The 20,731-nt window shown below is 70.8% G+C and carries 17 protein-coding genes and 1 tRNA gene; 10 read left to right on the top strand and 8 right to left on the bottom strand.

Annotation, left to right across the window (positions count from 1 at the left end; all coding sequences use genetic code 11):
- Positions 1–48: 48 nt before the first annotated feature.
- The 3 genes from AC3IF1_RS12155 to AC3IF1_RS12145 are packed head-to-tail and all read left to right on the top strand — an operon-like array spanning position 49 to position 4,117.
- The gene (locus AC3IF1_RS12155; RefSeq protein WP_489220381.1) at positions 49–1,959 is read left to right on the top strand and encodes an ABC transporter substrate-binding protein; all 1,911 of its coding nucleotides are present in this window, start codon (positions 49–51) and stop codon (positions 1,957–1,959) included.
- Positions 1,956–2,972: an ABC transporter permease gene (locus tag AC3IF1_RS12150; RefSeq protein ID WP_243967056.1), complete on the top strand. Its 1,017-nt coding sequence runs from the start codon at positions 1,956–1,958 to the stop codon at positions 2,970–2,972. The genes AC3IF1_RS12155 and AC3IF1_RS12150 overlap by 4 nt, the downstream gene beginning before the upstream one ends.
- Positions 2,969–4,117 (top strand): ABC transporter permease, encoded by a 1,149-nt coding sequence (locus tag AC3IF1_RS12145; protein WP_489217722.1) that lies wholly within the window; start codon positions 2,969–2,971, stop codon positions 4,115–4,117. Before AC3IF1_RS12150 ends, AC3IF1_RS12145 begins: the two co-directional genes overlap by 4 nt.
- Before the next feature lie 18 nt (positions 4,118–4,135).
- Here AC3IF1_RS12145 and AC3IF1_RS12140 read toward each other — a convergent pair whose 3' ends face one another.
- Both AC3IF1_RS12140 and AC3IF1_RS12135 read right to left on the bottom strand, forming a co-directional pair.
- Positions 4,136–6,307: a sensor histidine kinase gene (locus tag AC3IF1_RS12140; RefSeq protein WP_489220380.1), complete on the bottom strand. Its 2,172-nt coding sequence runs from the start codon at positions 6,305–6,307 to the stop codon at positions 4,136–4,138.
- Between the two features lie 100 nt (positions 6,308–6,407).
- The gene (locus tag AC3IF1_RS12135) at positions 6,408–6,749 is read right to left on the bottom strand and encodes an Rdx family protein (protein WP_243967054.1); all 342 of its coding nucleotides are present in this window, start codon (positions 6,747–6,749) and stop codon (positions 6,408–6,410) included.
- A gap of 167 nt (positions 6,750–6,916) precedes the next feature.
- Between AC3IF1_RS12135 and AC3IF1_RS12130 the strand changes: the two genes are divergently transcribed.
- A tRNA-Val gene (locus AC3IF1_RS12130) sits at positions 6,917–6,991 on the top strand.
- A 151-nt stretch (positions 6,992–7,142) separates the two neighbouring features.
- The gene (locus AC3IF1_RS12125; protein WP_489217721.1) at positions 7,143–8,675 is read left to right on the top strand and encodes an acyl-CoA carboxylase subunit beta; all 1,533 of its coding nucleotides are present in this window, start codon (positions 7,143–7,145) and stop codon (positions 8,673–8,675) included.
- Between the two features lie 27 nt (positions 8,676–8,702).
- Here the strand turns inward: AC3IF1_RS12125 and AC3IF1_RS12120 are convergent, their stop codons facing one another.
- Complete coding sequence (locus AC3IF1_RS12120; RefSeq protein WP_489217720.1) at positions 8,703–9,164, bottom strand: ABC transporter ATPase; 462 nt, start codon at positions 9,162–9,164, stop codon at positions 8,703–8,705.
- 73 nt (positions 9,165–9,237) lie between these two features.
- A complete protein-coding gene (locus AC3IF1_RS12115; RefSeq protein ID WP_243967051.1) occupies positions 9,238–10,158 on the bottom strand; it encodes a metallophosphoesterase in 921 nt (306 codons plus the stop codon).
- A 197-nt stretch (positions 10,159–10,355) separates the two neighbouring features.
- Here AC3IF1_RS12115 and hemC point away from each other — a divergent pair, with 197 nt between their 5' ends.
- Positions 10,356–11,279, top strand: coding sequence for a hydroxymethylbilane synthase (gene hemC / locus AC3IF1_RS12110; protein WP_243967049.1), 924 nt, complete (start codon positions 10,356–10,358; stop codon positions 11,277–11,279).
- Between the two features lie 12 nt (positions 11,280–11,291).
- On the opposite strand, the gene AC3IF1_RS12105 is transcribed toward hemC, so the two are convergent.
- The 3 genes from AC3IF1_RS12105 to AC3IF1_RS12095 are packed head-to-tail and all read right to left on the bottom strand — an operon-like array spanning position 11,292 to position 14,022.
- Entirely contained in the window at positions 11,292–11,438 is a 147-nt protein-coding gene (locus tag AC3IF1_RS12105) for a hypothetical protein (protein WP_489217719.1), read from the bottom strand.
- 9 nt (positions 11,439–11,447) lie between these two features.
- A complete protein-coding gene (locus AC3IF1_RS12100; RefSeq protein WP_243967046.1) occupies positions 11,448–12,518 on the bottom strand; it encodes a phytoene/squalene synthase family protein in 1,071 nt (356 codons plus the stop codon).
- On the bottom strand, positions 12,499–14,022 hold the full coding sequence (locus AC3IF1_RS12095; protein ID WP_489217718.1) for a phytoene desaturase: 1,524 nt from the start codon (positions 14,020–14,022) through the stop codon (positions 12,499–12,501). Before AC3IF1_RS12095 ends, AC3IF1_RS12100 begins: the two co-directional genes overlap by 20 nt.
- Before the next feature lie 236 nt (positions 14,023–14,258).
- Between AC3IF1_RS12095 and fcl the strand changes: the two genes are divergently transcribed.
- The 3 genes from fcl to AC3IF1_RS12080 all read left to right on the top strand — a co-directional run bounded on the left by fcl (position 14,259) and on the right by AC3IF1_RS12080 (position 17,006).
- Entirely contained in the window at positions 14,259–15,230 is a 972-nt protein-coding gene (gene fcl / locus AC3IF1_RS12090) for a GDP-L-fucose synthase (protein WP_489217717.1), read from the top strand.
- A gap of 63 nt (positions 15,231–15,293) precedes the next feature.
- Positions 15,294–16,331 (top strand): SGNH/GDSL hydrolase family protein, encoded by a 1,038-nt coding sequence (locus tag AC3IF1_RS12085; RefSeq protein WP_489217716.1) that lies wholly within the window; start codon positions 15,294–15,296, stop codon positions 16,329–16,331.
- 3 nt (positions 16,332–16,334) lie between these two features.
- Positions 16,335–17,006 carry a GDSL-type esterase/lipase family protein gene (locus AC3IF1_RS12080; RefSeq protein ID WP_489217715.1) on the top strand — a complete coding sequence of 224 codons (672 nt, stop codon included), beginning with the start codon at positions 16,335–16,337 and terminating at the stop codon, positions 17,004–17,006.
- On the opposite strand, the gene ilvD is transcribed toward AC3IF1_RS12080, so the two are convergent.
- Positions 17,007–18,836: a dihydroxy-acid dehydratase gene (gene ilvD / locus AC3IF1_RS12075; RefSeq protein WP_489217714.1), complete on the bottom strand. Its 1,830-nt coding sequence runs from the start codon at positions 18,834–18,836 to the stop codon at positions 17,007–17,009. It abuts the gene before it with no gap.
- Between the two features lie 124 nt (positions 18,837–18,960).
- Here ilvD and ade point away from each other — a divergent pair, with 124 nt between their 5' ends.
- Complete coding sequence (gene ade / locus AC3IF1_RS12070) at positions 18,961–20,682, top strand: adenine deaminase (RefSeq protein ID WP_489217713.1); 1,722 nt, start codon at positions 18,961–18,963, stop codon at positions 20,680–20,682.
- The last annotated feature ends 49 nt before the right edge of the window (positions 20,683–20,731 follow it).

The raw sequence follows: 20,731 nt of genomic DNA, 5'->3' as shown, positions 1-20,731 counted from the left end.
CTCGCGACGCTCCTGGAGCAAGCGGACTCGCGGGTCGACGAAGGCGATGTGTGTCCCGTGTCTCGTGAGCCGACCCACGCGCGCGGCATCTCGCGCCGCACCCTTGTCGCTGGCCTCGGCGCCGCCGCCCTTGTCGGTCCGCGAATCGCCCGCGCGGAGGGCGAGACCCCCGCCCCGCCCGAAAATCCCCTGGCGGTCGACCTCGCCGCCCGGGGGCGCCGGGTCGGCAGCGCCGGCGGGACGATCCGGACCCTGATCGCCAAGGCCCGGGACGTGCGCTACCTCTCGGTCTACGGCTACACCCGCCTCGTCGGCTACGATGCCGACCTGAATCTCCGGCCCGACCTGCTGGAGCGGGTCGATGTCGAGGGCGGCCGCTTCACCTTCACCCTGCGCAAGGGACACCGCTGGTCGGACGGGCAGCCGTTCACCGCCGAGGATTTCCGCTACTACTGGGAGGATGTCGCCAATGAGAAGGCGCTGAGCCCCGAGGGGCCGCCGGCCTTCTTCCTAGTGGACGGCAAGCCGCCGCAGGTCGCCTATCCCGATCCGCTCACGATCCGCTATACCTGGGAGCGGCCGAACCCGATCTTTCTCCCGGCGCTGGCCGCGCCGCGCGATCCGCTGATCTACCGGCCGTCGCACTACCTGAAGCCGGTCCACGCCCGCTACGTCGGCCAGGAGGCGGCCGAGGCGAAGGCCAAGGCGCAGAAGCTGCGCAGCTGGGCGGCCTTGCACAACCGCCTCGACGACAATTACGAATTGAACAACCCGGATTGCCCGACCCTTCAGGGCTGGGTGCCGCGGACCCGCTCGCCGGCCACCCGGTTCCGGTTCGAGCGCAACCGCAGCTATCACCGCGTCGACACCGCGGGCACGCAGCTGCCCTACGTCGATGCGATCGTGATGGACGTGGCCTCGCAGGGTCTGTTGGTCGCCAAGACCAATGCCGGCGAGGCCGACCTGATGTTCCGTGGCTTGGCGATGCCCGACATCCCGAGCCTCAAGGAGGGCGAGAAGGCGCATGGCTACCGCACCAACCTCTGGCCGGTGGCCCGCGGTTCGGAGATCGCGCTCTATCCGAACCTGACCACGGCCGATCCCGTCTGGCGGCGGCTCAACCGCGATCTGCGCTACCGCCACGCCCTGTCGCACGCCATTGACCGGCGGACGCTGAACAACACGCTGCTGTTCGGGCTGGGCACCGAGGGCAACGACACGATCGTGGCGGATAGTCCGCTCTACGCGCCGGAGCTTCGAACCCTCAACGCCGGCTACGATCCGGCCCAGGCCGCGAGTCTCCTGGACGCGCTGGGCCTGACCGGCCGCGACGGCGCGGGCATCCGCCTGCTGCCCGACGGACGGCCCCTGGAGATCGTGGTGGAGAGCGACGGCGAGGCCGAGATGGTGCTCGACGCCCTCCAGCTGATCACGGAATTCTGGCGCGAGGTCGGTATCCGCCTCATCGCCAAGCCCCAGGAGCGCACGAATCTGCATCGGCGCTCGATCGGCGGCCTCACCGTGATGGTGGCCGCCCAGGGCCTCGACCTCGCGGTGCCGACCGCGATCATGCCGCCGACGGAATTGAGCCCGGCGCAGCCGGAGCATTATTCCTGGCCGGCCTGGAGCCTCAGCGCGGAAAGTCACGGCAAGAGCGGCGAGCCCTGCGATGTCGCGGACGTCCAGCGCCTCCTCGACCTCGACCGGCAATGGCGCGACACCACCGATGCCGGGACGCAGGCGACGATCTGGCGCGAGATGCTGATGAATCACGCCCGCAACACCTGGGTGATCGGCACGGTCGCCGGCGCGCTCCAGCCGGTGGTCGGCGCGGCCCGCCTGATCAACCTGCCGCAGCGCGCCCTGTATTCCTGGGAGCCCACTGCGATGATCGGCGTCCAGCGCCTCGACGAGATATTCTGGGATAGCGGCGCCGGTCCGCGCGCGGAGGTCCGGTGATCGCGCCGCTGCTCCGGCGCGTCGCCACCATGGCGGCCACGCTCCTGGTCATCTCGGTGCTGGTTTTCGTCATCATCAAGCTGCCGCCGGGCGACTATCTGACCAACCGCATCATGGAGCTGCGCGCCACCGGGGACGCGACCTCCGTGGCCAAGGCCGAGCTGCTGATCCACCAATACGGGCTCGACCGGCCGGTCTGGCAGCAATACCTGATGTGGATCGGGGCGATGCCGGGGCCGGCCGGCTTCTCCGGCCTGCTCCAGGGCGATTGGGGCTGGTCGTTCGAGTACGACAAGCCGGTGGCGGATGTCATCGGCGACGCCCTCTGGCTCACGCTGCTGATCAACCTCACCGCGGTGATCTTCGTCCATCTGGTGGCGATCCCGGCCGCGCTCTACTCGGCGACGCACCGCCACACCGTCGGCGACGCCGTCGTGACCCTCCTGGGCTATGTCGGGCTCGCGGTGCCGGGGTTCCTGCTGGCGCTGATCCTGCTGTTCTACGCCAACCGCTGGTTCGATCTCTCGATCGGCGGCCTCTACGATTCGGCCCTGACCAACCAGCCCTGGACCTGGGCCAAGATCCGTTCGCTCCTGGCGCATCTCGTCGTCCCGACCCTGGTGATCGGGCTCGGCGGCACGGCGGCGATGATCCGCCGGATGCGGGCGAACCTGCTGGACGAGCTCGCCAAGCCCTACACGGTGACCGCCCGCGCCAAGGGCCTCCCGCCCGTCAGGGCGCTGGTGAAATACCCGTTCCGGATGTCGCTCAACCCGTTCGTGGCGGATATCGGCAACCTGCTTCCGCACTTGGTCTCAGGGTCGGTCCTGGTCTCGCTGGTGCTGAGCCTGCCGACCGTCGGGCCGCTGCTCCTCGACGCGCTGCGCAGCCAGGACCAGTTCATGGCCGGCTTCATCCTGATGTTCGTCGCCGCCCTGACGCTCGTCGGCATGCTGATCTCGGACCTGACCCTCCTCTGGCTCGATCCGCGCATCCGCATGGGGTTGCGATGAGCGACGCGATGCCCGCCGCCGGCCATTTCGTCGACCCGCTGCCCTTCGAGCCGGATGCCCGCGCCGAGGGCATGGCGGGCAGCGCCTCGGCCTGGCGGCTGATCCTGCGCAAGTTCCTGCGGCACCGCCTCGCCGTGGCCTCGGCGCTGATCCTGCTGGCGCTCTACGCGATCGTGCCGTTCGTGGAGCTGCTGGCGCCCTATGGACAGGCGCGGCGCAACGGCGATTTCCTCTACGCGCCGCCCCAGGGCGTCCACCTGGTCCACGACGGGCGCCTCGCCGGTCCGTTCGTCTACCCGTACCGGGCGCATCTCGACCTCGACACGTTCCGCCGGGACTACGTGGTGGATGAGGGCGCACCGCAGCCCCTGCGCTTCCTGTGCCGCGGGGACGGCTACGATTGGCTCGGCCTGATCCACGGGGATCTGCACCTCGTCTGCCCGCCGGAGACCGGCACCTTGTTCCTGTTCGGCACCGACAAGCTCGGGCGCGACCTGTTCTCCCGGATGATCTACGGCGCGCGGATCTCCCTCACGATCGGCCTCGTCGGCGTGGCGATCTCCTTCGCGCTGGGCCTGCTCCTCGGCGGCGTCGCGGGCTATTTCGGCGGGCTGGTCGATGCCGGCGTGCAGCGCCTGATCGAGGTCGTGCGCTCCCTGCCCGAATTGCCGCTCTGGCTCGCCCTGTCGGCGGCCCTGCCGCCGAACTGGAGCCCGCTCCTCGTCTTCTTCGGCATCACGGTGATCCTGGGCCTCCTCGACTGGCCGGGTCTCGCCCGGGCGGTGCGGGGCAAGCTCCTGGCGCTGCGCGAGGAGGATTTCGTCCAGGCGGCCGAGCTGATGGGCGCGTCCCCGGCGCGGGTGATCGGCCGGCACCTGATCCCGAACTTCATGAGCCACCTGATCGCCTCGGCGACGCTGTCGATCCCGACCATGATCCTCGGCGAGACCGCCCTCTCCTTCCTGGGCCTCGGCCTGCGTCCGCCGGTGACGAGCTGGGGCGTGCTGCTCAACGAGGCGCAGAATCTCGCCGCCGTACAGATCTACCCGTGGCTGCTGCTCCCGGTCGTGCCCGTCCTGGTCACGGTGCTGGCCTTCAACTTCATGGGCGACGGCCTTCGCGACGCCGCCGACCCGTATCATTGACGGGCGGCGGATCCGGGATCATCCGGCCAACGGCAGCGGTGCGATCCGGGCGGGCGCCACGGCGCTCTTGCGCTCGATCAGGCCCGGGGGCGGCACCGGCGCGTCGATGGTGCAGACGACGCCCCCGGGCTCGTAGGTCAAGGCGACCTCGCCGGCGAGTTCCCGGGCGAGGCTGCGCTCGATCAGCCGCGATCCGAAACCCGTCCGGGTCGGCTTCTTCACCGGTGGCCCGCCGCGTTCCGACCAGCGGAGCGCGAGGCGCGTCTCGGTCTCGCGCCGCACCGTCCAGGCGATCTCGACGACCCCGCCCTCGGCGGAGAGCGCGCCGTACTTGACCGCGTTGGTGCCGAGCTCGTGCAGCGCCATGGCGATCGACAAAGCGAGGCGCGGCGGCAGGCGCAGGGGCGGCCCCGCCACCCGGAAGCGCGAGGCGCGGCCATCGCCGGATTCGAGCGGCCGGATCGCGTCCGCCACGACCGCCGACAGTTCGGCCCCCTCCCAGCTCTCCCGGGTGAGCACGTCGTGGACCCGGGCGAGCGCCAGCAGGCGCGCCTCGAACGCCGCCCGGGCGGCGTCGGCCTCGGCGCCTTCGAGGCCGCGCAGGGACTGGGCCGCGATCGACTGGACCGTGGCCAGGGTGTTCTTCACCCGGTGATTGAGTTCGTGGATCAGGAGCAGCAGGTGCTCCTCGGCGTTCTTCGCATCGGTGATGTCGATGTTGCAGCCGGTATAGCCGAGGAAGTTGTGGTCGTCGTCGAGGCGCGGCACGCCCTCGCAGCGCAGCCAGCGCACCGCCCGTTCCCGGTCGATGACCCGGACCTCGATGCGGAAGGACGCCCGGGCCTCGAAGGCCTCGGTGAAGGCAGCGCGGAACCCCTCGAGCTCCTCCGGGTGGACGATCCGGTGCCAGCCCTGATTGGCGAGTTCCGCCGCCGGCGTCCCGAACATGTGCTCGAAATGCAGGTTGGCGAAGCTCACCTCCCCGGTCTCGTCGGTCATCCAGATCAGGGCCGGCGCCGAATCGGCCATGTGCCGGAATCGGGCCTCGCTCTCGCTGAGCGCCGAGAGGCCGCGCCTGGTGTCGGCCAGCGCCCGGTCCCGCTCCTCCTCGCGGGTGCGCAGCCGGAGCGAGGCCTCCGACAGGACCAGGCCGAGCCGCTCGATCTCGTGGACCGGCGAGGACACCCGGGGGATCGCCTCGCCCCGCGCCAGGGCGGGTCCAGAGGCGGCGAGCAGACGCAGCGGCCGGGAGACCCGCGACCAGAGATTGACCGCCAGCAGCGACGAGGTGGCGAGCACCAGCAGGCCGAACCCCGCGAAGGCCCAGATCCAGCGCCGCACCCGGGCGTCGACGAGGGCCTGGGGGATGCTGGTGGCGACCATCCAGCCGGTCAGGCGGGAGCGCGCCTCGATCACCACCACGGGCTTGTGCTGGCGGTCCTGGCCCTCCCACACCCCGGGGGTCGCCGATTGGACCTGCCGGAGGCTGGCGAGCCGCGGCCGGCCGATCACCGAATCAGGATCGGGCAGACGCGCCAGCACGACGCCGTTGCGGTCGCTGATGCCGGTCGTCCAGCCCGGGACGACCTCCCGGGACAGGATCCCCTGGAGGCGGGACAGCGGCACGGTGAAGCTCAGGATGTAGCCGACCTCGCCGTCGATCATCACGGGGACGCCGACCGCGTAGGTCGACTCGCCGGGGGTCGGACCGGGGACGAAGCCGCTGACCATGGCGCGCTGCGTGCCCCGGGCGAGTTCCTGGTCGAACGGGACCGCCATGATCGGCATCGGCGCACTCCGCGGCACGCCGGTGTTGACGACCTCCTGGCCGTTGGGCCGCCGGAGCAGGACGTCGAGGTCGATCGAATCGCGCACGAGCCGGGCCTGGGCGTCGAAGGCCTCGAAATCGCCCTGGCGGATCCGCGGCGAGGTCGCCAGGGTCTGTAGCACCGAGACGAGACCGGCCGTATCGCGGTCGAGCGACAGGCCGATGCCGCGCACGTTCTCGCGCGCATCCTGCTCGAACCGCGCCCGCTCGGCCGAGGCGTAGCGCATCAGCAGGATGCTGGTGAACAGAAGGCCCGGTCCGATCAGCGCGATCACCAGCGCGATCAGATAGACCTGCGTGGAGAAGCCGTTGCCGGCGAAGCGGTGCAGCCGCCGCGCCAGCCATGACCGGCGCGCGGGCATCACCGCCGGGAGCCCGCCGCCCTCGGCCTGATGGTCCGGACTCAAGCGGGGCCCGTCCCCGGCCCGCGGCGCTCCGCGGGCTCGTCACCGTTCCCTCGCCTCATGACCGGTCGATATGGCCGAGATCGCGCTCCGGGTCGAGGTGGTCCCGCACCCGCTGCTTCAGGGCCTTCACGTCGGGGAAACCGCCATCCCGCACCCGCTCCCACAGCAGGGCACCGTTCAGCTCGATCCGGAAAGCGCCGCCCGTCGCCGGGATCAGAGCCACCTCTCCGAGATCGTCGCGGAAGGTCGAGAGCAGCTCCTGCGCCATCCAGGCGGATCGGAGCAGCCAATTGCACTGCGTGCAGTAGGTGATCGCGACGCGCGGCCGCTCCGCCCGAACCGGGGCCTCACCCGTCACGTCGCTGCCGGGATTCACGTCCGCTGGCCCCTCGTGCATCCGGGCACAGCGCATTGTGTCACGGGGCTTGTCAACCTCGCCGCCGCGTGACGCTTGACGCCCCGGCCCGCCACGCCCTAGAAGGCCCGGCATCCGGTCGCCGGTGCCCGGGTGGCACATCCGCACAGGCGACGCGGCGTCTCCGCCTCCCGGCGGGTCCCCGGTACGGACGGTTAGCACAGCGGTAGTGCGTTCCCTTCACACGGGAAAGGTCGCAGGTTCGATCCCTGCACCGTCCACCAGCCCCCCTCCCGATGGCCGATCGCCCGATGCGCCGCGTCGGTTTGCCGCCCGAAAAGCCCGTGCTAAGGGCGCTCCATCGGTCAATGCATAAGCTTGGACCGGCCCGATCCGGGCCGCAGGTTCCGGGCGGCGGAAGGGTGGGCGACAATCATGAAGGACATCCTCGACAGGCTCGAAGAGCGCCGGGCGCAGGCCCGCCTCGGCGGCGGTGAGCGGCGCGTCGAGGCGCAGCACAAGCGCGGCAAGCTCACCGCGCGGGAGCGCATCGAACTCCTCCTCGACCATGGGTCGTTCGAGGAATTCGACATGTTCGTGCAGCACCGCTCCACGGATTTCGGCATGGAGAGCCAGAAGATCCCCGGCGACGGCGTGGTGACCGGCTGGGGCACGATCAACGGCCGGACGGTCTTCCTGTTCTCCAAGGATTTCACGGTGTTCGGCGGCTCCCTGTCGGAGGCCCATGCGCAGAAGATCGTGAAGGTCCAGGACATGGCGCTGAAGATGCGCGCCCCGATCATCGGCATCTTCGATGCCGGCGGCGCGCGCATCCAGGAGGGCGTTGCGGCGCTGGGCGGCTACGGCGAGGTGTTCCGCCGCAACGTCATGGCCTCGGGGGTGATCCCGCAGATCTCGGTGATCATGGGCCCGTGCGCGGGCGGCGACGTCTACTCGCCGGCCATGACCGACTTCATCTTCATGGTCCGCGACACGAGCTACATGTTCGTCACCGGCCCCGACGTGGTGAAGACGGTGACCAACGAGGTCGTTACCGCCGAGGAACTCGGCGGCGCCAAGGTCCACACCACCAAGTCGTCGATCGCCGACGGCGCCTTCGAGAACGACGTGGAGGCGATCCTCCAGATCCGCCGGCTGCTCGACTTCCTCCCGGCCAACAACATCGACGGCGTGCCGGAACTCACGAGCTTCGACGATGTCGATCGCCTCGATGCCTCGCTCGACACCCTGATCCCAGACAATCCGAACAAGCCCTACGACATGGGCGAACTGATCCGCCGCGTCGTGGACGAGGGCGATTTCTTCGAGATCCAGGCGGCCTACGCCCGCAACATCATGACCGGCTTCGGCCGGATCGAGGGGCGCACGGTCGGGTTCGTGGCCAATCAGCCGATGGTGCTGGCCGGCGTGCTCGACGCGGACGCGTCGCGGAAGGCGGCGCGGTTCGTGCGCTACTGCGACGCCTTCGGCATCCCGATCGTGACCTTCGTCGACGTCCCGGGCTTCCTGCCGGGAACGGCACAGGAATATGGCGGCCTGATCAAGCACGGCGCCAAGCTGCTCTTCGCCTACTCGCAGGCGACCGTGCCGCTCGTGACGCTCATCACCCGCAAGGCCTTCGGCGGCGCCTACGACGTCATGGCGTCCAAGCATGTCGGCGCGGACGTGAACTACGCCTGGCCGACCGCGCAGATCGCCGTGATGGGCGCCAAGGGCGCGGTGGAGATCATCTTCCGCAGCGAGCTGGGCGACCCCGAGAAGATCGCGGCGCGCACCGGCGAGTACGAGGATCGGTTCCTGTCGCCCTTCGTGGCGGCCGAGCGCGGCTACATCGACGAGGTCATCATGCCGCACTCGACCCGGCGCCGGATCGCCCGGGCGCTCGGCATGCTGCGCACCAAGAAGATGGAGCAGCCCTGGAAGAAGCACGACAACATCCCGCTCTGAGGCGGGATCGGCGGCCGGAAGCTGGGTTCAGCTCCGGTCGCTGTGCTCGATGACCGCACAGAGGGTCAGCGGCCCCTTGTCGGGGGAGACCATCGCCGAGCACGTGACGCGGGCGCCGCCGAGGTCGACGTTGCTGTGGCGCAGACGAACCGACGCCGCCTGCGCCTTGCGTGCGGCTTCGGTGATCACCGCGGCGTCGATGCCCGTGACCGCGTGGCCGGCATGGCCGAACAGGTCGTAGTAGCTGTCCGGCGGATTCTCGCCCCGGAACTGGGCGCCCACCGAGGACAGGTCCGGTTCCCCGCAGGCGAGCGTCAGCGTCATGTCCGGACTGGCCGTGAAGTTGGCGTAATCGCTCCGGCGCTCGGTCGCCTTGGCGGCGGTCTCGGCCGTGACCTTGTCGACGAGGGTGTCGCAGGACTGGGCCCGGGCCGGTCCGGGGGCGGCCGTCAGGCAGGTGAGGGCGAGAAGGGGCAGGAGCGCGCGCATGTGGGGCAGGTAGCGCGGCGATGCCGGAAAAACGAGCGGCGCGGCGTTCCGGCGCGGGCCCCGCCCTGCCCGATCAGACGGCGGCGGGCGACGCCTCGACCTGTCCGAGTTCCAGCAGGACGATCTCCGGCGGAACGCCGAGGCGGACCGGGATCCGGCTCATCCCGAAGCCGCCGGACACGATCATGTGACGGCCGTCCTGCACGATGTGACCGTAGGAATAGTCGTGCCCGCGGACCTTGCGGATCGCCGGGGAGCGCCCGAACAGGCGGATCTGCCCGCCATGGGTGTGGCCGGCCAGCGTGAGGGAGACCCGCTCGGGCACGCGCACGAAGATATCGGGCTCGTGCACCATCAGGATCACCGGCGCCGCATCGGTGACCGCCGCGAGGGTCTGGGGCACGTCGGCGTGGCTCAGCGACATCCAGGTTCCGGTGAACGGCTGCTGGTCGGCGAGGCCGGCGAGCCAGAACGGGCGCCCGTCCTTGACCAGACGGACGGCCTGATTCTCCATCACGGGGATGCCGCGCGCCTCCAGCAGTCCCTTGACCGCGGGCGTCCCGCGCCGGGCCGACTGGACCGCCTCGTCGTCCCACCAATCGTGGTTGCCGAGGATCGCGTGGGTGCCGAGGGGGGCCTTCAACGCCTCCATCATCCGGGCGAACTGGCCGAGGGGCAGCTTGCGCCACGCGATCCCCCCCGCCGGGTAGTCGCCGAGGAGCAGCACGAGATCGGGCTTGAGCGCATTGGTGGCGTCGACGATCTCCGCGACCCGGTCGAAGGGCATGTACGGCTCGCAGATGTGGAAATCCGCCAGCACCGCCACGCGCAGGCGGAGCGCCGGGTCCCAGTGCGGCAGGGCCGGCGCGTAGGAGGTCACCACGAGCCGGTGCATCGGCTCGATATCGAGGGCGTAGACGCCCGTTGCCGCCGTCATCCCGACGCCCGCGCCGAGGCCGGTCAGGAACTGCCGTCGACTCGGCAGGATCAGCATCGCACCATTCCGTTGGCCCTGAATCTCGCCGTGAGCGGCTAGGCGCGCAGTCCGGCGAAAGCGGGGCCGACTCGCGCCGCCCGTGAGCTTGACATGCGCCGGGTTCAGCAACTCTGAATCCCTAACCGGACCGTGGCCTGACGTGAAGGCCGGTCTATAAGGCCCCTCCCCGTCCCGCGAAGAAGATCCGGACCCAGATGTTGAACCGTCCCCTGCGCATCGGCACCCGCGGCTCCCCGATGGCGCTCGCGCAGACCGGGATGGTGCGCGACCGGATCGTCGCGGCCAATCCGGGCCTCGAGACCGAACTCGTGGTCGTCACCACGGTGGCCGACAAGATCCTGGACCGGCCGCTCTCGGAGATCGGCGGCAAGGGCCTGTTCACCAAGGAGCTGGAGCAGGCCCTGTTCGCCGGGGAGGTCGATGTCGCCGTCCACTCGATGAAGGACGTGGAGACCTGGCTTCCCGAGGGCCTGACCATCGCCTGCATCCTGGAGCGCGACGATCCGCGGGACGCGTTCCTGTCCCCGCATGCCGACGGCCTGGCCGGCCTGCAAGCGGGTGCGCGGGTCGGCACCTCGTCCCTGCGCCGGGCCGCTCAGGTACTGATGCGCCGGCCGGACCTCCGGGTCGTCCCGCTGCGCGGCAACGCCAACACCCGGATGCGCAAGCTCGAATCCGGTGAATGCGACGCGACGCTGCTCGCGCTGGCCGGCCTCCAGCGCCTGGGCCTCGAGGCCATGGCGCGCAGCGTGCTGTCGGTCGAGGATATGCTGCCCGCCGTGGCGCAGGGGGCCCTGGGGATCGAGTGCCGGGCGGACGATCGCCCGATCCACGCCTTGCTGGCGCCCATCGCCTGCGCCCGCACCACCACCGCCGTCGCCGCCGAACGGGCGCTGCTCGCCGAACTCGACGGCTCGTGCCGGACGCCGATCGCCGCCCTGGCGCGGATCGAGGGCGAGACCCTGTCGCTCGACGGCCTGCTGTTTCTGCCTGACGGCAGCCGCCACTGGTCGGTGTCCCGACAAGGACCGGCCGCGGAGGCCGAGCGGATCGGCCGCGAGGCCGGGGCGGCCCTCAAGGCCGCGGCCGGCGACACCTATGTGTGCGAGCTGAAATAACTGGGCCCCGGCTCACCGGGTGCCATCTGGGCCGCCGCCCGGTCGATCACGATCGCGGCGGATGCTCCGGCGCACGGCGACCAGCTGCCAGACGCCCAGACCGAACACCACGGCGAAGGCGAGGCCGAGATCGAGCACGGCGAAGAGCTCCTCGCCCATCTCCGGAACTCAGGACGGCGCGGACCGGCCGAAGGCCTCGCGTTCGCGGAGGCGCTCGATCAGGTCGAGGACATGAACCGCGCGGCCGCCCACATCCCACCAGGGCCGCAGGGCGGGCCGCAGGCGGGCGGGATGGCGCGGATTGCGCGCGACCGCCTCGACCAGGAACGCCGCCTGCGGCAGCACCGGCGCGGCGAGGTCCGCGGCGACCGCCTTCATGCGGGTGGCGCGGGCGATCAGGGCGAGCTTGCGGGCGCCCCCCACGCGGGCCCGGCGGCTGACCGAATCGTGCCCGCAGGCGGCGATCACGCGGCCGATCTCCGCGTAGATCAGGCCCGCGGCGCGGATGGCCGGTCGGCAGCGGGGCGGAAGCGCGTCGATCCCGGCCTCGGCGCGGGCGTAGAGCCGGTCGGCCTCGGCCAGAAGCCGGGCTACGATGGCGGCCAGCGCCGGGCTCGGGCGCGGATCGGCCAGGAAAGCCTCCGGGTCGAGCCCGGCCTCCTGCATCCAGTCGAGCGGCAGGTAGAGCCGGCCCATGCGGGCGTCCTCGCCGACATCGCGGGCGATGTTGGTGAGCTGCATGGCGGCCCCGAGGTCGCAGGCGCGGGCCAGGGCCTCCGGGGTCCGCACCCCCATGATCAGCGCCATCATCGCCCCCACCGAGCCGGCGACCCGGGCCGCGTAGGCGTGGAGGGCGTCGAGATCGGCGTAGCGCCGCCCCGCTGCGTCCCAGGCGAAACCCTCGATGAGCGCCCGCGGCAGCGCCTCGGGGATCGCGAAGCCGGCGACGATCTCCGAGAAGGCCCGGTCGGCGGGCGTGTCGGCCGGCTGGCCGGCATAGGCGCGGCCGATCCGCCGATCGAGGCGCGCCACCGCCGCGTGGCGGGCCTCCGGGTCCGTCGCCTCGTCGACGAGGTCGTCCGACAGGCGGCAGAAGGCATAGAGCCCGTAGGCGGCCTCGCGGACATCCCCCGGCAGGAGCTGCCCGGCCGCGAAGAAGCTCTTCGAGCCGCGCCGGATCGCGGTGCGGCAGGCGGTCCGGTCGGCCGCGGCGGCGAATTCAGGCGGTAACGCGGGCATCGGGGACCACGCTGTCGAGGATACGGGCGGAGGAGAGGACGCCGGGCAGCCCGGCGCCGGGATGCGTGCCGGCGCCGACCAGATAGAGGTTGCGCACGTTGCCGGAGCGATTGTGCGGTCGGAACCACGCCGACTGCGTCAGCACCGGCTCAAGGCCGAAGCCGGAGCCGCGATAGCTCAGGAAATCGTCCTGGAAGTCCTGCGGCGTCGTCACCCGGGACGTGACGATCGCCTCCGACAGGCCCGGCAGCACGCTCGTCTCGAGCATCTCGGCGATGCGCCGCCGGTACGGCTCCGCGAGCGCCCGCCAATCCTGGCCGCCCGCGAGGTTGGGCACCGGCGCCAGCACGTAGAAGGCGTCACAGCCGGGCGGCGCGAGGCTCGGATCGGTGGCGGTGGGCCGGTGCAGGTAGAGGCTGGCATCATCGGCCAGGACCTTGCGGTCGAAGATGTCGGCCAGCAATCCGCGATAGCGCGGCCCGAGCAGGATCGTATGGTGATCCACCTCCGGGTAACGGCGCCGCGTGCCGAAATACCAGACGAACAGGCCCATGGACGAGCGGGCGCGCCGGAACCGGCCCGGGCTCCAGCGCTGCGCCTGCGGCAGGAGGCGCGCATGCGTCACCGCCGAATCGGCGTTCGAGACCACGAGATCGGCCGCGATGGTCTCGCCGCTGTCGAGCTCGACCCCGGTGGCCGCCCCGCCCGCGACGCGGATCCGCGCGACCTCCACGCCCAGGCGCACCCGCCCGCGCTGGCTGCGGATCAGCCGCACCAGCCCGTCGACCAGCTGGCCGGTGCCGCCCATGGCGAAGTGGACGCCCCAACGCCGCTCGAGATCCGCGATCAGGCAGTAGATCGCGCTCGCCCGGAAGGGATTCCCGCCGATGAGCAGGGGATGGAAGCTGAACACCGTGCGCAGCCGCTCGTCCCGGACGAAGCGGGAGACGACGTCGTGGACCGAGCGGTGCCCGGACAGGCGCAGCAGGTCCGGGGCGATCTTCAGCATCGCGCTGACCCGCCCGAACGGGACGTGGCCGAGCTGCTCGAACCCGATCTGGCAGACGGCGCGGCTATGGGCCATGAAGCGCTCGTAGCCGGCGACATCCTGGGGTGCGAAGCGGGCCACCTCGGCGCGCATGCGCTCGGGATCGCCGCTATAGGCGAAGGACGTGCCGTCCGCGAAGCGGATCCGGTAGAACGGATCGACCGGACAGAGCGTCACGTCGTCCGACAATTTGCGCCCGGCGAGGGTCCAGAGTTCCTCGAACAGCTGGGGCGCCGTGACGATGGTCGGCCCGGCATCGAAGGTGAAACCGTCCTGGCGGTGGACCCGCGCCCGGCCGCCCGCCTGTTCCAGCCGCTCCAGCACGGTCACCCGGTAGCCCCGGGCCCCGAGGCGCACGGCCGCGGCGAGGCCGCCGAAGCCCGAGCCGATGACCACGGCATGCGGTCGCCGATCGGCCTCTTGCACCACGCTTTGATCGACCGCGAGTGTCAGCATGGCTTGACACTATCGCGCCGGTTCGCCGGTCCGCAAGGGCGAATTGCGATGGCGCACGGATGCCGGCGATGGGGCCTCGGATACGGCCGGGCCCGATGCCTCGGCGCGAATGCCCCAAGGGCCGTTGCGACGATGCCATGCGCGGCAGAAATTCCATGGTCGCGCGGCGATTATCCGATCGAACGGCGCTATAGGGCCGTGGTGAGAGGCGCTTTCAACGGGACATGGGACGTGTGATGGACGGTCGCGATCAGACCATCTTCGTGGCGGGCCACCGGGGCATGGTGGGCTCGGCGATCGTGCGCCGCCTGCGGGAGCGGGAGCGCGCGCGGATCCTGACGGCCGACCGGCAGGCCCTCGACCTGCTCGACCAGGCCGCGGTCCGGCGCTTCTTCGCCGAGAACCGGATCGATCAGGTCTACCTCGCCGCCGCCAAGGTCGGCGGCATCCACGCCAACAACACCTATCCGGCCGCGTTCATCCACGAGAACCTGCTGATCCAGGCCAACATCATCGACGCCGCGCATCGGCACGGGGTCGACCGGCTGCTGTTCCTGGGCTCCTCGTGCATCTATCCGAAGCACGCGCCCCAGCCGATGCGCGAGGACGCGCTGCTCACCGGGGTGCTGGAGCCGACCAACGAGCCCTACGCCGTCGCCAAGATCGCCGGCATCAAGATGTGCGAGAGCTACAACCGCCAGTACGGGCGGCGCTACCGCAGCGTGATGCCGACCAACCTGTACGGGCCCAACGACAACTTCCACCCGGAGAACGCCCACGTCCTGCCGGCGCTGATGCGCCGCCTGCACGCGGCCAAGGCGGAGGGCCGCCCGGCGGTCACGGTCTGGGGCACGGGCCGGGCGATGCGCGAGTTCCTGCACGTCGACGACATGGCGCGGGCCAGCGTGTTCGTGATGGAGATGGACGACGCGGTCTACGCGGCCAACACCCGGCCGGACCTGTCGCACATCAATGTCGGCACGGGGGAGGATTGCACGATCCGGGACCTGGCCGAGGCGCTGGCGCGGGTGATCGGCTACGACGGCGCGCTGGAGTTCGACGCGTCGAAGCCCGACGGCACGCCGCGCAAGCTGATGGACGTGTCGCGGCTCAGAGCCATGGGCTGGCGGCCGCAGGTCGGCCTGGAGGACGGCCTGCGCCAGACCTACGCCTGGTTCCTCGACAACCACGCCACCCTGCGGAGCTGAGCGGGGGCCAGCGACCCGCGCGGGGGCGCCGCCATTGACGTATCGATCGGGAGGAGAGGGCTCATGGCCGAGCGGCGGTCCGATGCCGACGAACACATGCGACGGCAGAAGTTCCTGAAGGTCTTCCAGAACTTCGATGCCAACACCCGATTTCCCGCACCCTACGTGCAGTTCGCCGGGAAGCCACTGGCGGTCCTGTCCGAGAAGGGCTGGCGCTACGACGTGCTCGGCTACCGCAACGACACGCATGCGGAGCCGCGCCCGCCCTCGGAGACCCTGCGCGTGTTCGTGGTCGGCGACAGCACGCTGGTCGACGGGCAGGTTTTCGCCGACACCATACCCGGCCGAATGGAGACCGGCCTGAAGCGGGTCCACGGCGAGGGCGCGCGGGTCTACAATTTCGGCGTGATCTCGGCCTGCCTGAACCAGATGATCGCCCTGATCACGAGCCGGCTGATGGATCTCCAGCCGGACGTGATCCTGATCGTCGGCGGCGGCACGGACATCTTCCAGCCGTGGAGCTTCGATCCGCGGGCGGGCTATCCCTACAACCAATTCGCCAGCGAATGCCTCTACGAGTACTTCTTCGATCACCGGAGGATGGAAGCCGATACGGAGGAGCTGTCCTACGAGAGCCTGCAGGAGATGATCTTTAACCGTCTTGAGAACCTGCGGGTGCTGACCAACTGGCAGTCGGACATCTGGGAATGGGAGGTGGTGCGGCAATTCGAGCTGTCGTTGAAGCGGCTGGCCCGGCTCGCACCGGGCATCGGCGCACCGGTCCGCTTCCTGCTCCAGCCGACCGTCGTCCGCAAAGCGGAGCGCGTCGGCGAGGAGGCCCACGCCGCCTCCGGTACGTTCCTGGCGTATCTCGACCGGCAATACACGCGCTTCGAGGGCGTTCTCGACCGCCTCGACGCCCAAAGCGGCGCGGACGCGCCCTTCGCGGTGCGGGACCTCGGCCGGTTGTTCGAGGGCGAGAGCCGCCTCCTGTTCACCGACATCGTGCACGTGACCTCAGAGGGCCGGCAGATGATCGCCGACCGGCTCCTGGCGGAGGTCGCCGATGCGCTCGGCGCCCGCGCCGGATCGCCGGCCTAGGCCATGACGGGGCCGATCGTCTTCATCGGGGATTCGATCACCGAGCAATGGGGCTTCCACCGCGCCGCGACCTTCGCGGCTCATGACCTCATCCCCCGCGGGGGATCCGGGCAGACGGCGCGCTGGATCACCATGCGGTTCCGCCGCGACCTGGAGGAGACGGGAGCCCGGGGCGTCCATCTCCTCTGCGGGGTCAACGATATCGGCCGCAACGAGGGGTTCTTCGTCCCCGCCGACGAGATCGCCCGGACCATTGCCGGCATGCTCGACGAGGCGCGGGCGATGGGCGTGACGGCCTGGGTCGGCTCGATCATGCCGGCCGCCCGGATCCCGTGGAACCCGGAGGTGCCCGACGCTCCGGCCATGATCGCGGCGGTCAACGCGTGGCTCCGGGAGCACGCGCAGGCGCACGGCGCCACCTACATCGACTACCATTCCGTCCTGGCGGACAAGTCCGGCGGGCTGCGTCGGTCCTACGGCACCGACGGGCTACATCTGAGCCGGGCCGGCTACGCGGCGATCGAGCCGCTGATGCTCTCGGCCCTCGGCCGCGTTGCGCCCAGGGCGGGGGCCGACGCCGCTGCCGCACCGGCCCGCGGAGCGGCGCGGCGGCGCGTCGCTGGCCTCGCGGCGGTGCTCGCCGCGGTCGCCGCCCGGGTCCGCCGCAACCGCTGATCAGAGACGGCGCACCGCCCCGTGCGCCGCGCTGGTGGTCAGCATCGCGTAGGCGCGCAGGGCCGCGCTGACCTTGCGCTTGCGCGGGGCCGCCGGCTGCCAGCCCGCCGCCGCCTGCGCCGCCCGCCGCCGCTCGAGCTCGTCCGGCGCGACCTCCAGGTGGATGCTCCGGGCCGGGATGTCGATGGCGATGGTGTCGCCGTCGCGCACGAGGCCGATCAGGCCGCCCTCGGCCGCCTCCGGCGAGACGTGTCCGATCGACAGCCCCGAGGAGCCGCCGGAGAATCGCCCGTCCGTGACCAGGGCGCAGGCTTTGCCGAGCCCCTTCGATTTCAGGTAGCTCGTCGGGTAGAGCATCTCCTGCATGCCGGGGCCGCCGCGCGGGCCCTCGTAGCGGATCAGCACGACCTCGCCGGCCGAGACCTTGCCGTTCAGGATCCCGTCCACCGCCGCGTCCTGGCTCTCGAACACCCGGGCCGGCCCCGAGAAGGTCAGGATCGAGGCGTCGACGCCCGCGGTCTTCACGATGCAGCCCTGCTCGGCGAGGTTGCCATAGAGCACGGCGAGGCCGCCATCCTGCGAGTAGGCATGCGCCGCGTCGCGGATGACCCCGCCCTCCCGGTCGAGATCGAGGTCGTCGAAGCGGGATTCCTGGCTGAAGGCCACCTGGGTCGGCACGCCGCCGGGGGCCGCCCGGTAGAAGGTCTGCACCGACGCGCTCGGGCCCACGCGCACGTCCCACCGCGCCAGGGCGGCGGCGAGCGTCCCGGCCGAGACGTTGCCGGCTGCCGTATCGATCAGCCCGGCCCGGTCGAGCTCGCCCAGGATTCCCATGATCCCGCCGGCCCGATGCACGTCCTCCATGTGGACATTGGCCACCGCCGGGGCGACCTTGCAGAGGACCGGCACCCGGCGGGACAGCCGGTCGATATCGGCCATGGTGAAGGGCACCTCACCCTCGTGGGCGGCGGCCAGCAGGTGCAGCACCGTGTTGGTCGACCCGCCCATGGCGATGTCCAGCGTCATGGCGTTCTCGAACGCCTCGAAGCTCGCCACTGCCCGCGGCAGCACGCCGGCATCGTCCTGCTCGTAATGGCGGCGGGCGAGGTCGACGATCAGGTGTCCGGCCTCGACGAACAGGCGCCGGCGGTCGGCATGCGTCGCCAGCACCGAGCCGTTGCCCGGGAGGGCCAGCCCGAGGGCCTCGGTGAGGCAATTCATGGAATTGGCCGTGAACATGCCGGAGCACGATCCGCAGGTCGGGCAGGCCGAACGCTCGATCACCTCGACATCGGCGTCCGAGATCCGGTCGTCGGCGGCCGCGATCATGGCGTCGACCAGATCGACCTTCCTGGAGATCCCCGGGAGCTGGACCTTGCCGGCCTCCATCGGGCCGCCGGAGACGAACACCGTCGGGATGTTCAGCCGCAGGCACGCCATGAGCATGCCGGGGGTGATCTTGTCGCAATTCGAGATGCACACCATCGCGTCGGCGCAGTGCGCGTTGACCATGTACTCGACGGAATCCGCGATCAGCTCCCGGGACGGCAGCGAGTACAGCATGCCGTCATGGCCCATGGCGATGCCGTCATCAACCGCGATGGTATTGAACTCCTTGGCGACGCCGCCGGCGGCCTCGATCTCCCGGGCGACGAGCTGCCCGAGATCCTTGAGGTGGACATGGCCCGGCACGAACTGCGTGAACGAGTTCACCACCGCGATGATCGGCTTGCCGAAATCGCCGTCCTTCATGCCGGTGGCGCGCCACAGGCCGCGGGCGCCGGCCATGTTGCGGCCGTGGGTGGTGGTGCGGGAACGATAGGCGGGCATCGCGAGCTTCGATCGGTTTGAAGGTGCAGGGCTTCTGCGCCCGCCGCCGCGCGGCCGCAAGCGTCGCCGCGGGCCGTGCATCCGTGGCATGCTCCTGGCAGATGCCGGGGTGGAGCGAGGCGTGATGGATCAGGTGGACTTCCTGCGGCGGGCGATCGACCAGGGCCAGGGGCGCGTCGAGGCCGACCTCGTCCTGAAGGGGGGCCGCTTCCTCGATCTCGTCACCGGCGACATCGTCGCCTCGGACATCGCGATCTGCGGCGACCGGATCGTCGGCACCTTCGGCACGTATCGCGGGCGGCGGGAGATTGACCTGTCCGGCCGCATCGTCGTGCCGGGCTTCATCGACACGCATTTCCACGTCGAATCCTCGCTGATGCCGCCGCAGGAATTCGAGCGCTGCGTCCTGCCCCACGGGGTCACGACGGGGATCTGCGACCCGCACGAGATGGCCAACGTCCTCGGGACCGAGGCCTTCAATTGGTTCCTGGACTCCGCCGGGACGCTGGCCATGGACCTGCGGGTGCAGCTCTCCTCCTGCGTCCCGGCCACCGACCACCTGGAGACGTCGGGGGCGCGGATCTCCGCCGCGGACCTGCTGGCCTTCGCCGGCCATCCCAAGGTGATCGGACTCGCCGAGTTCATGAATTTTCCGGGCGTGCTCGCGGGCGATCCGGGCGCGTTGGACAAACTCGCGGCGTTCCAGGGCCGGCACATCGACGGCCACGCGCCGCTGCTGCGCGGCGCCGCGCTCAACGGCTACATCGCGGCCGGCATCCGCACCGAGCACGAGGCGACAACGCCCGAAGAGGCGATGGAAAAACTGTCCAAGGGCATGACCGTGCTGATCCGGGAGGGCTCGGTCTGCAAGGACCTGCATGCCCTGGCGCCGATCCTGACCGAGCGCACGGCGCCGTTCCTGGCCTTCTGCACCGACGACCGGAATCCCCTGGATATCGCCGAGGAGGGGCATCTCGACCACATCATCCGCACCGCCATCGCCCTCGGCGCCCCGCCGCTGGCCGCCTACCGGGCGGCGTCGTGGTCGGCCGCGCGGGCCTTCGGCCTGTTCGACCGCGGCCTCGTCGCCCCCAGCCAGCGCGCCGACCTCGTGGTGCTCGACGATCTGGAGAGCTGCGCCGTGTGGCAGGTCTTCGCCGCCGGGCGACCGGTGGACGCGGCGCTGTTCGACGCGCGGCCCCCCGTGACGCCGATCGGCCGCGGCAGCGTCCGCGCGCGGCGCGTGACGGGCGCGGATTTCGCCGCCCCGGGCTCCGGGCCGTCGACACCCGTGATCGGCGTCGTCCCGGGCCAGATCATCACCCTGCGCCACGATCTGAGCCTGCCCTACGTCGGCGGCGAGCGCCGGGTCGACCTTGATCAGGATGCCATCAAGGTCGCGGTCGTGGAGCGCCACGGCCGGACGCCGCCGGGGGAGCGCGGGATCGGCGTCGCCTTCGTGAAGGGATTCGGCCTGAAGCGCGGCGCCATCGCCTCGTCGGTCGGGCACGACAGCCACAACATCACGGTGGTGGGCGTCGACGAGGCCGACATGGCCGTCGCGGTGAACCGACTCGGCGAGATCGAGGGCGGCTTCGTCGTGGTCGAGGGCGGCCGCGTGCTCGCCGAGATCGCCCTGCCGGTCGCCGGCCTGATGAGCCTGATGCCGTTCGAGGCGATCCGGCACGCGCTGGTGGCGCTCAGGGCCGCCGCGCGCAGCCTCGGCGTGGTCCTGCCAGAGCCGTTCCTGCAGGTGGCGTTCCTGCCGCTGCCGGTCATCCCGCACCTCAAGATCACCGATCGCGGGCTCGTGGATGTCGACCGGTTCATGCTGATCGATCCTTGAATTTCGATTGCGCAAAATCTAAATCGGGGCTGTGCAGCCGGCGGCAGGC

The sequence above is a fragment of the Methylobacterium sp. E-012 genome (assembly GCF_057836545.1).
The sequence above is the reverse complement of the archived record's forward strand: the minus strand, read 5'-3'. Positions and strand labels throughout refer to the sequence as shown.

Excerpts from the sequence above, each read along its gene's own strand:
- AC3IF1_RS12100 (WP_243967046.1), bottom strand. The coding sequence starts at position 12,518 with ATGCCCGCGTTACCGCCTGAATTCGCCGCCGCGGCCGACCGGACCGCC.
- hemC (WP_243967049.1), top strand. The coding sequence starts at position 10,356 with ATGTTGAACCGTCCCCTGCGCATCGGCACCCGCGGCTCCCCGATGGCG.
- AC3IF1_RS12095 (WP_489217718.1), bottom strand. The coding sequence starts at position 14,022 with ATGCTGACACTCGCGGTCGATCAAAGCGTGGTGCAAGAGGCCGATCGG.
- ilvD (WP_489217714.1), bottom strand. The coding sequence starts at position 18,836 with ATGCCCGCCTATCGTTCCCGCACCACCACCCACGGCCGCAACATGGCC.
- AC3IF1_RS12115 (WP_243967051.1), bottom strand. The coding sequence starts at position 10,158 with ATGCTGATCCTGCCGAGTCGACGGCAGTTCCTGACCGGCCTCGGCGCG.
- AC3IF1_RS12080 (WP_489217715.1), top strand. The coding sequence starts at position 16,335 with ATGACGGGGCCGATCGTCTTCATCGGGGATTCGATCACCGAGCAATGG.
- ade (WP_489217713.1), top strand. The coding sequence starts at position 18,961 with ATGGATCAGGTGGACTTCCTGCGGCGGGCGATCGACCAGGGCCAGGGG.
- AC3IF1_RS12140 (WP_489220380.1), bottom strand. The coding sequence starts at position 6,307 with ATGCCCGCGCGCCGGTCATGGCTGGCGCGGCGGCTGCACCGCTTCGCC.
- AC3IF1_RS12145 (WP_489217722.1), top strand. The coding sequence starts at position 2,969 with ATGAGCGACGCGATGCCCGCCGCCGGCCATTTCGTCGACCCGCTGCCC.
- AC3IF1_RS12135 (WP_243967054.1), bottom strand. The coding sequence starts at position 6,749 with ATGCACGAGGGGCCAGCGGACGTGAATCCCGGCAGCGACGTGACGGGT.
- fcl (WP_489217717.1), top strand. The coding sequence starts at position 14,259 with ATGGACGGTCGCGATCAGACCATCTTCGTGGCGGGCCACCGGGGCATG.
- AC3IF1_RS12120 (WP_489217720.1), bottom strand. The coding sequence starts at position 9,164 with ATGCGCGCGCTCCTGCCCCTTCTCGCCCTCACCTGCCTGACGGCCGCC.
- AC3IF1_RS12085 (WP_489217716.1), top strand. The coding sequence starts at position 15,294 with ATGGCCGAGCGGCGGTCCGATGCCGACGAACACATGCGACGGCAGAAG.
- AC3IF1_RS12125 (WP_489217721.1), top strand. The coding sequence starts at position 7,143 with ATGAAGGACATCCTCGACAGGCTCGAAGAGCGCCGGGCGCAGGCCCGC.
- AC3IF1_RS12105 (WP_489217719.1), bottom strand. The coding sequence starts at position 11,438 with ATGGGCGAGGAGCTCTTCGCCGTGCTCGATCTCGGCCTCGCCTTCGCC.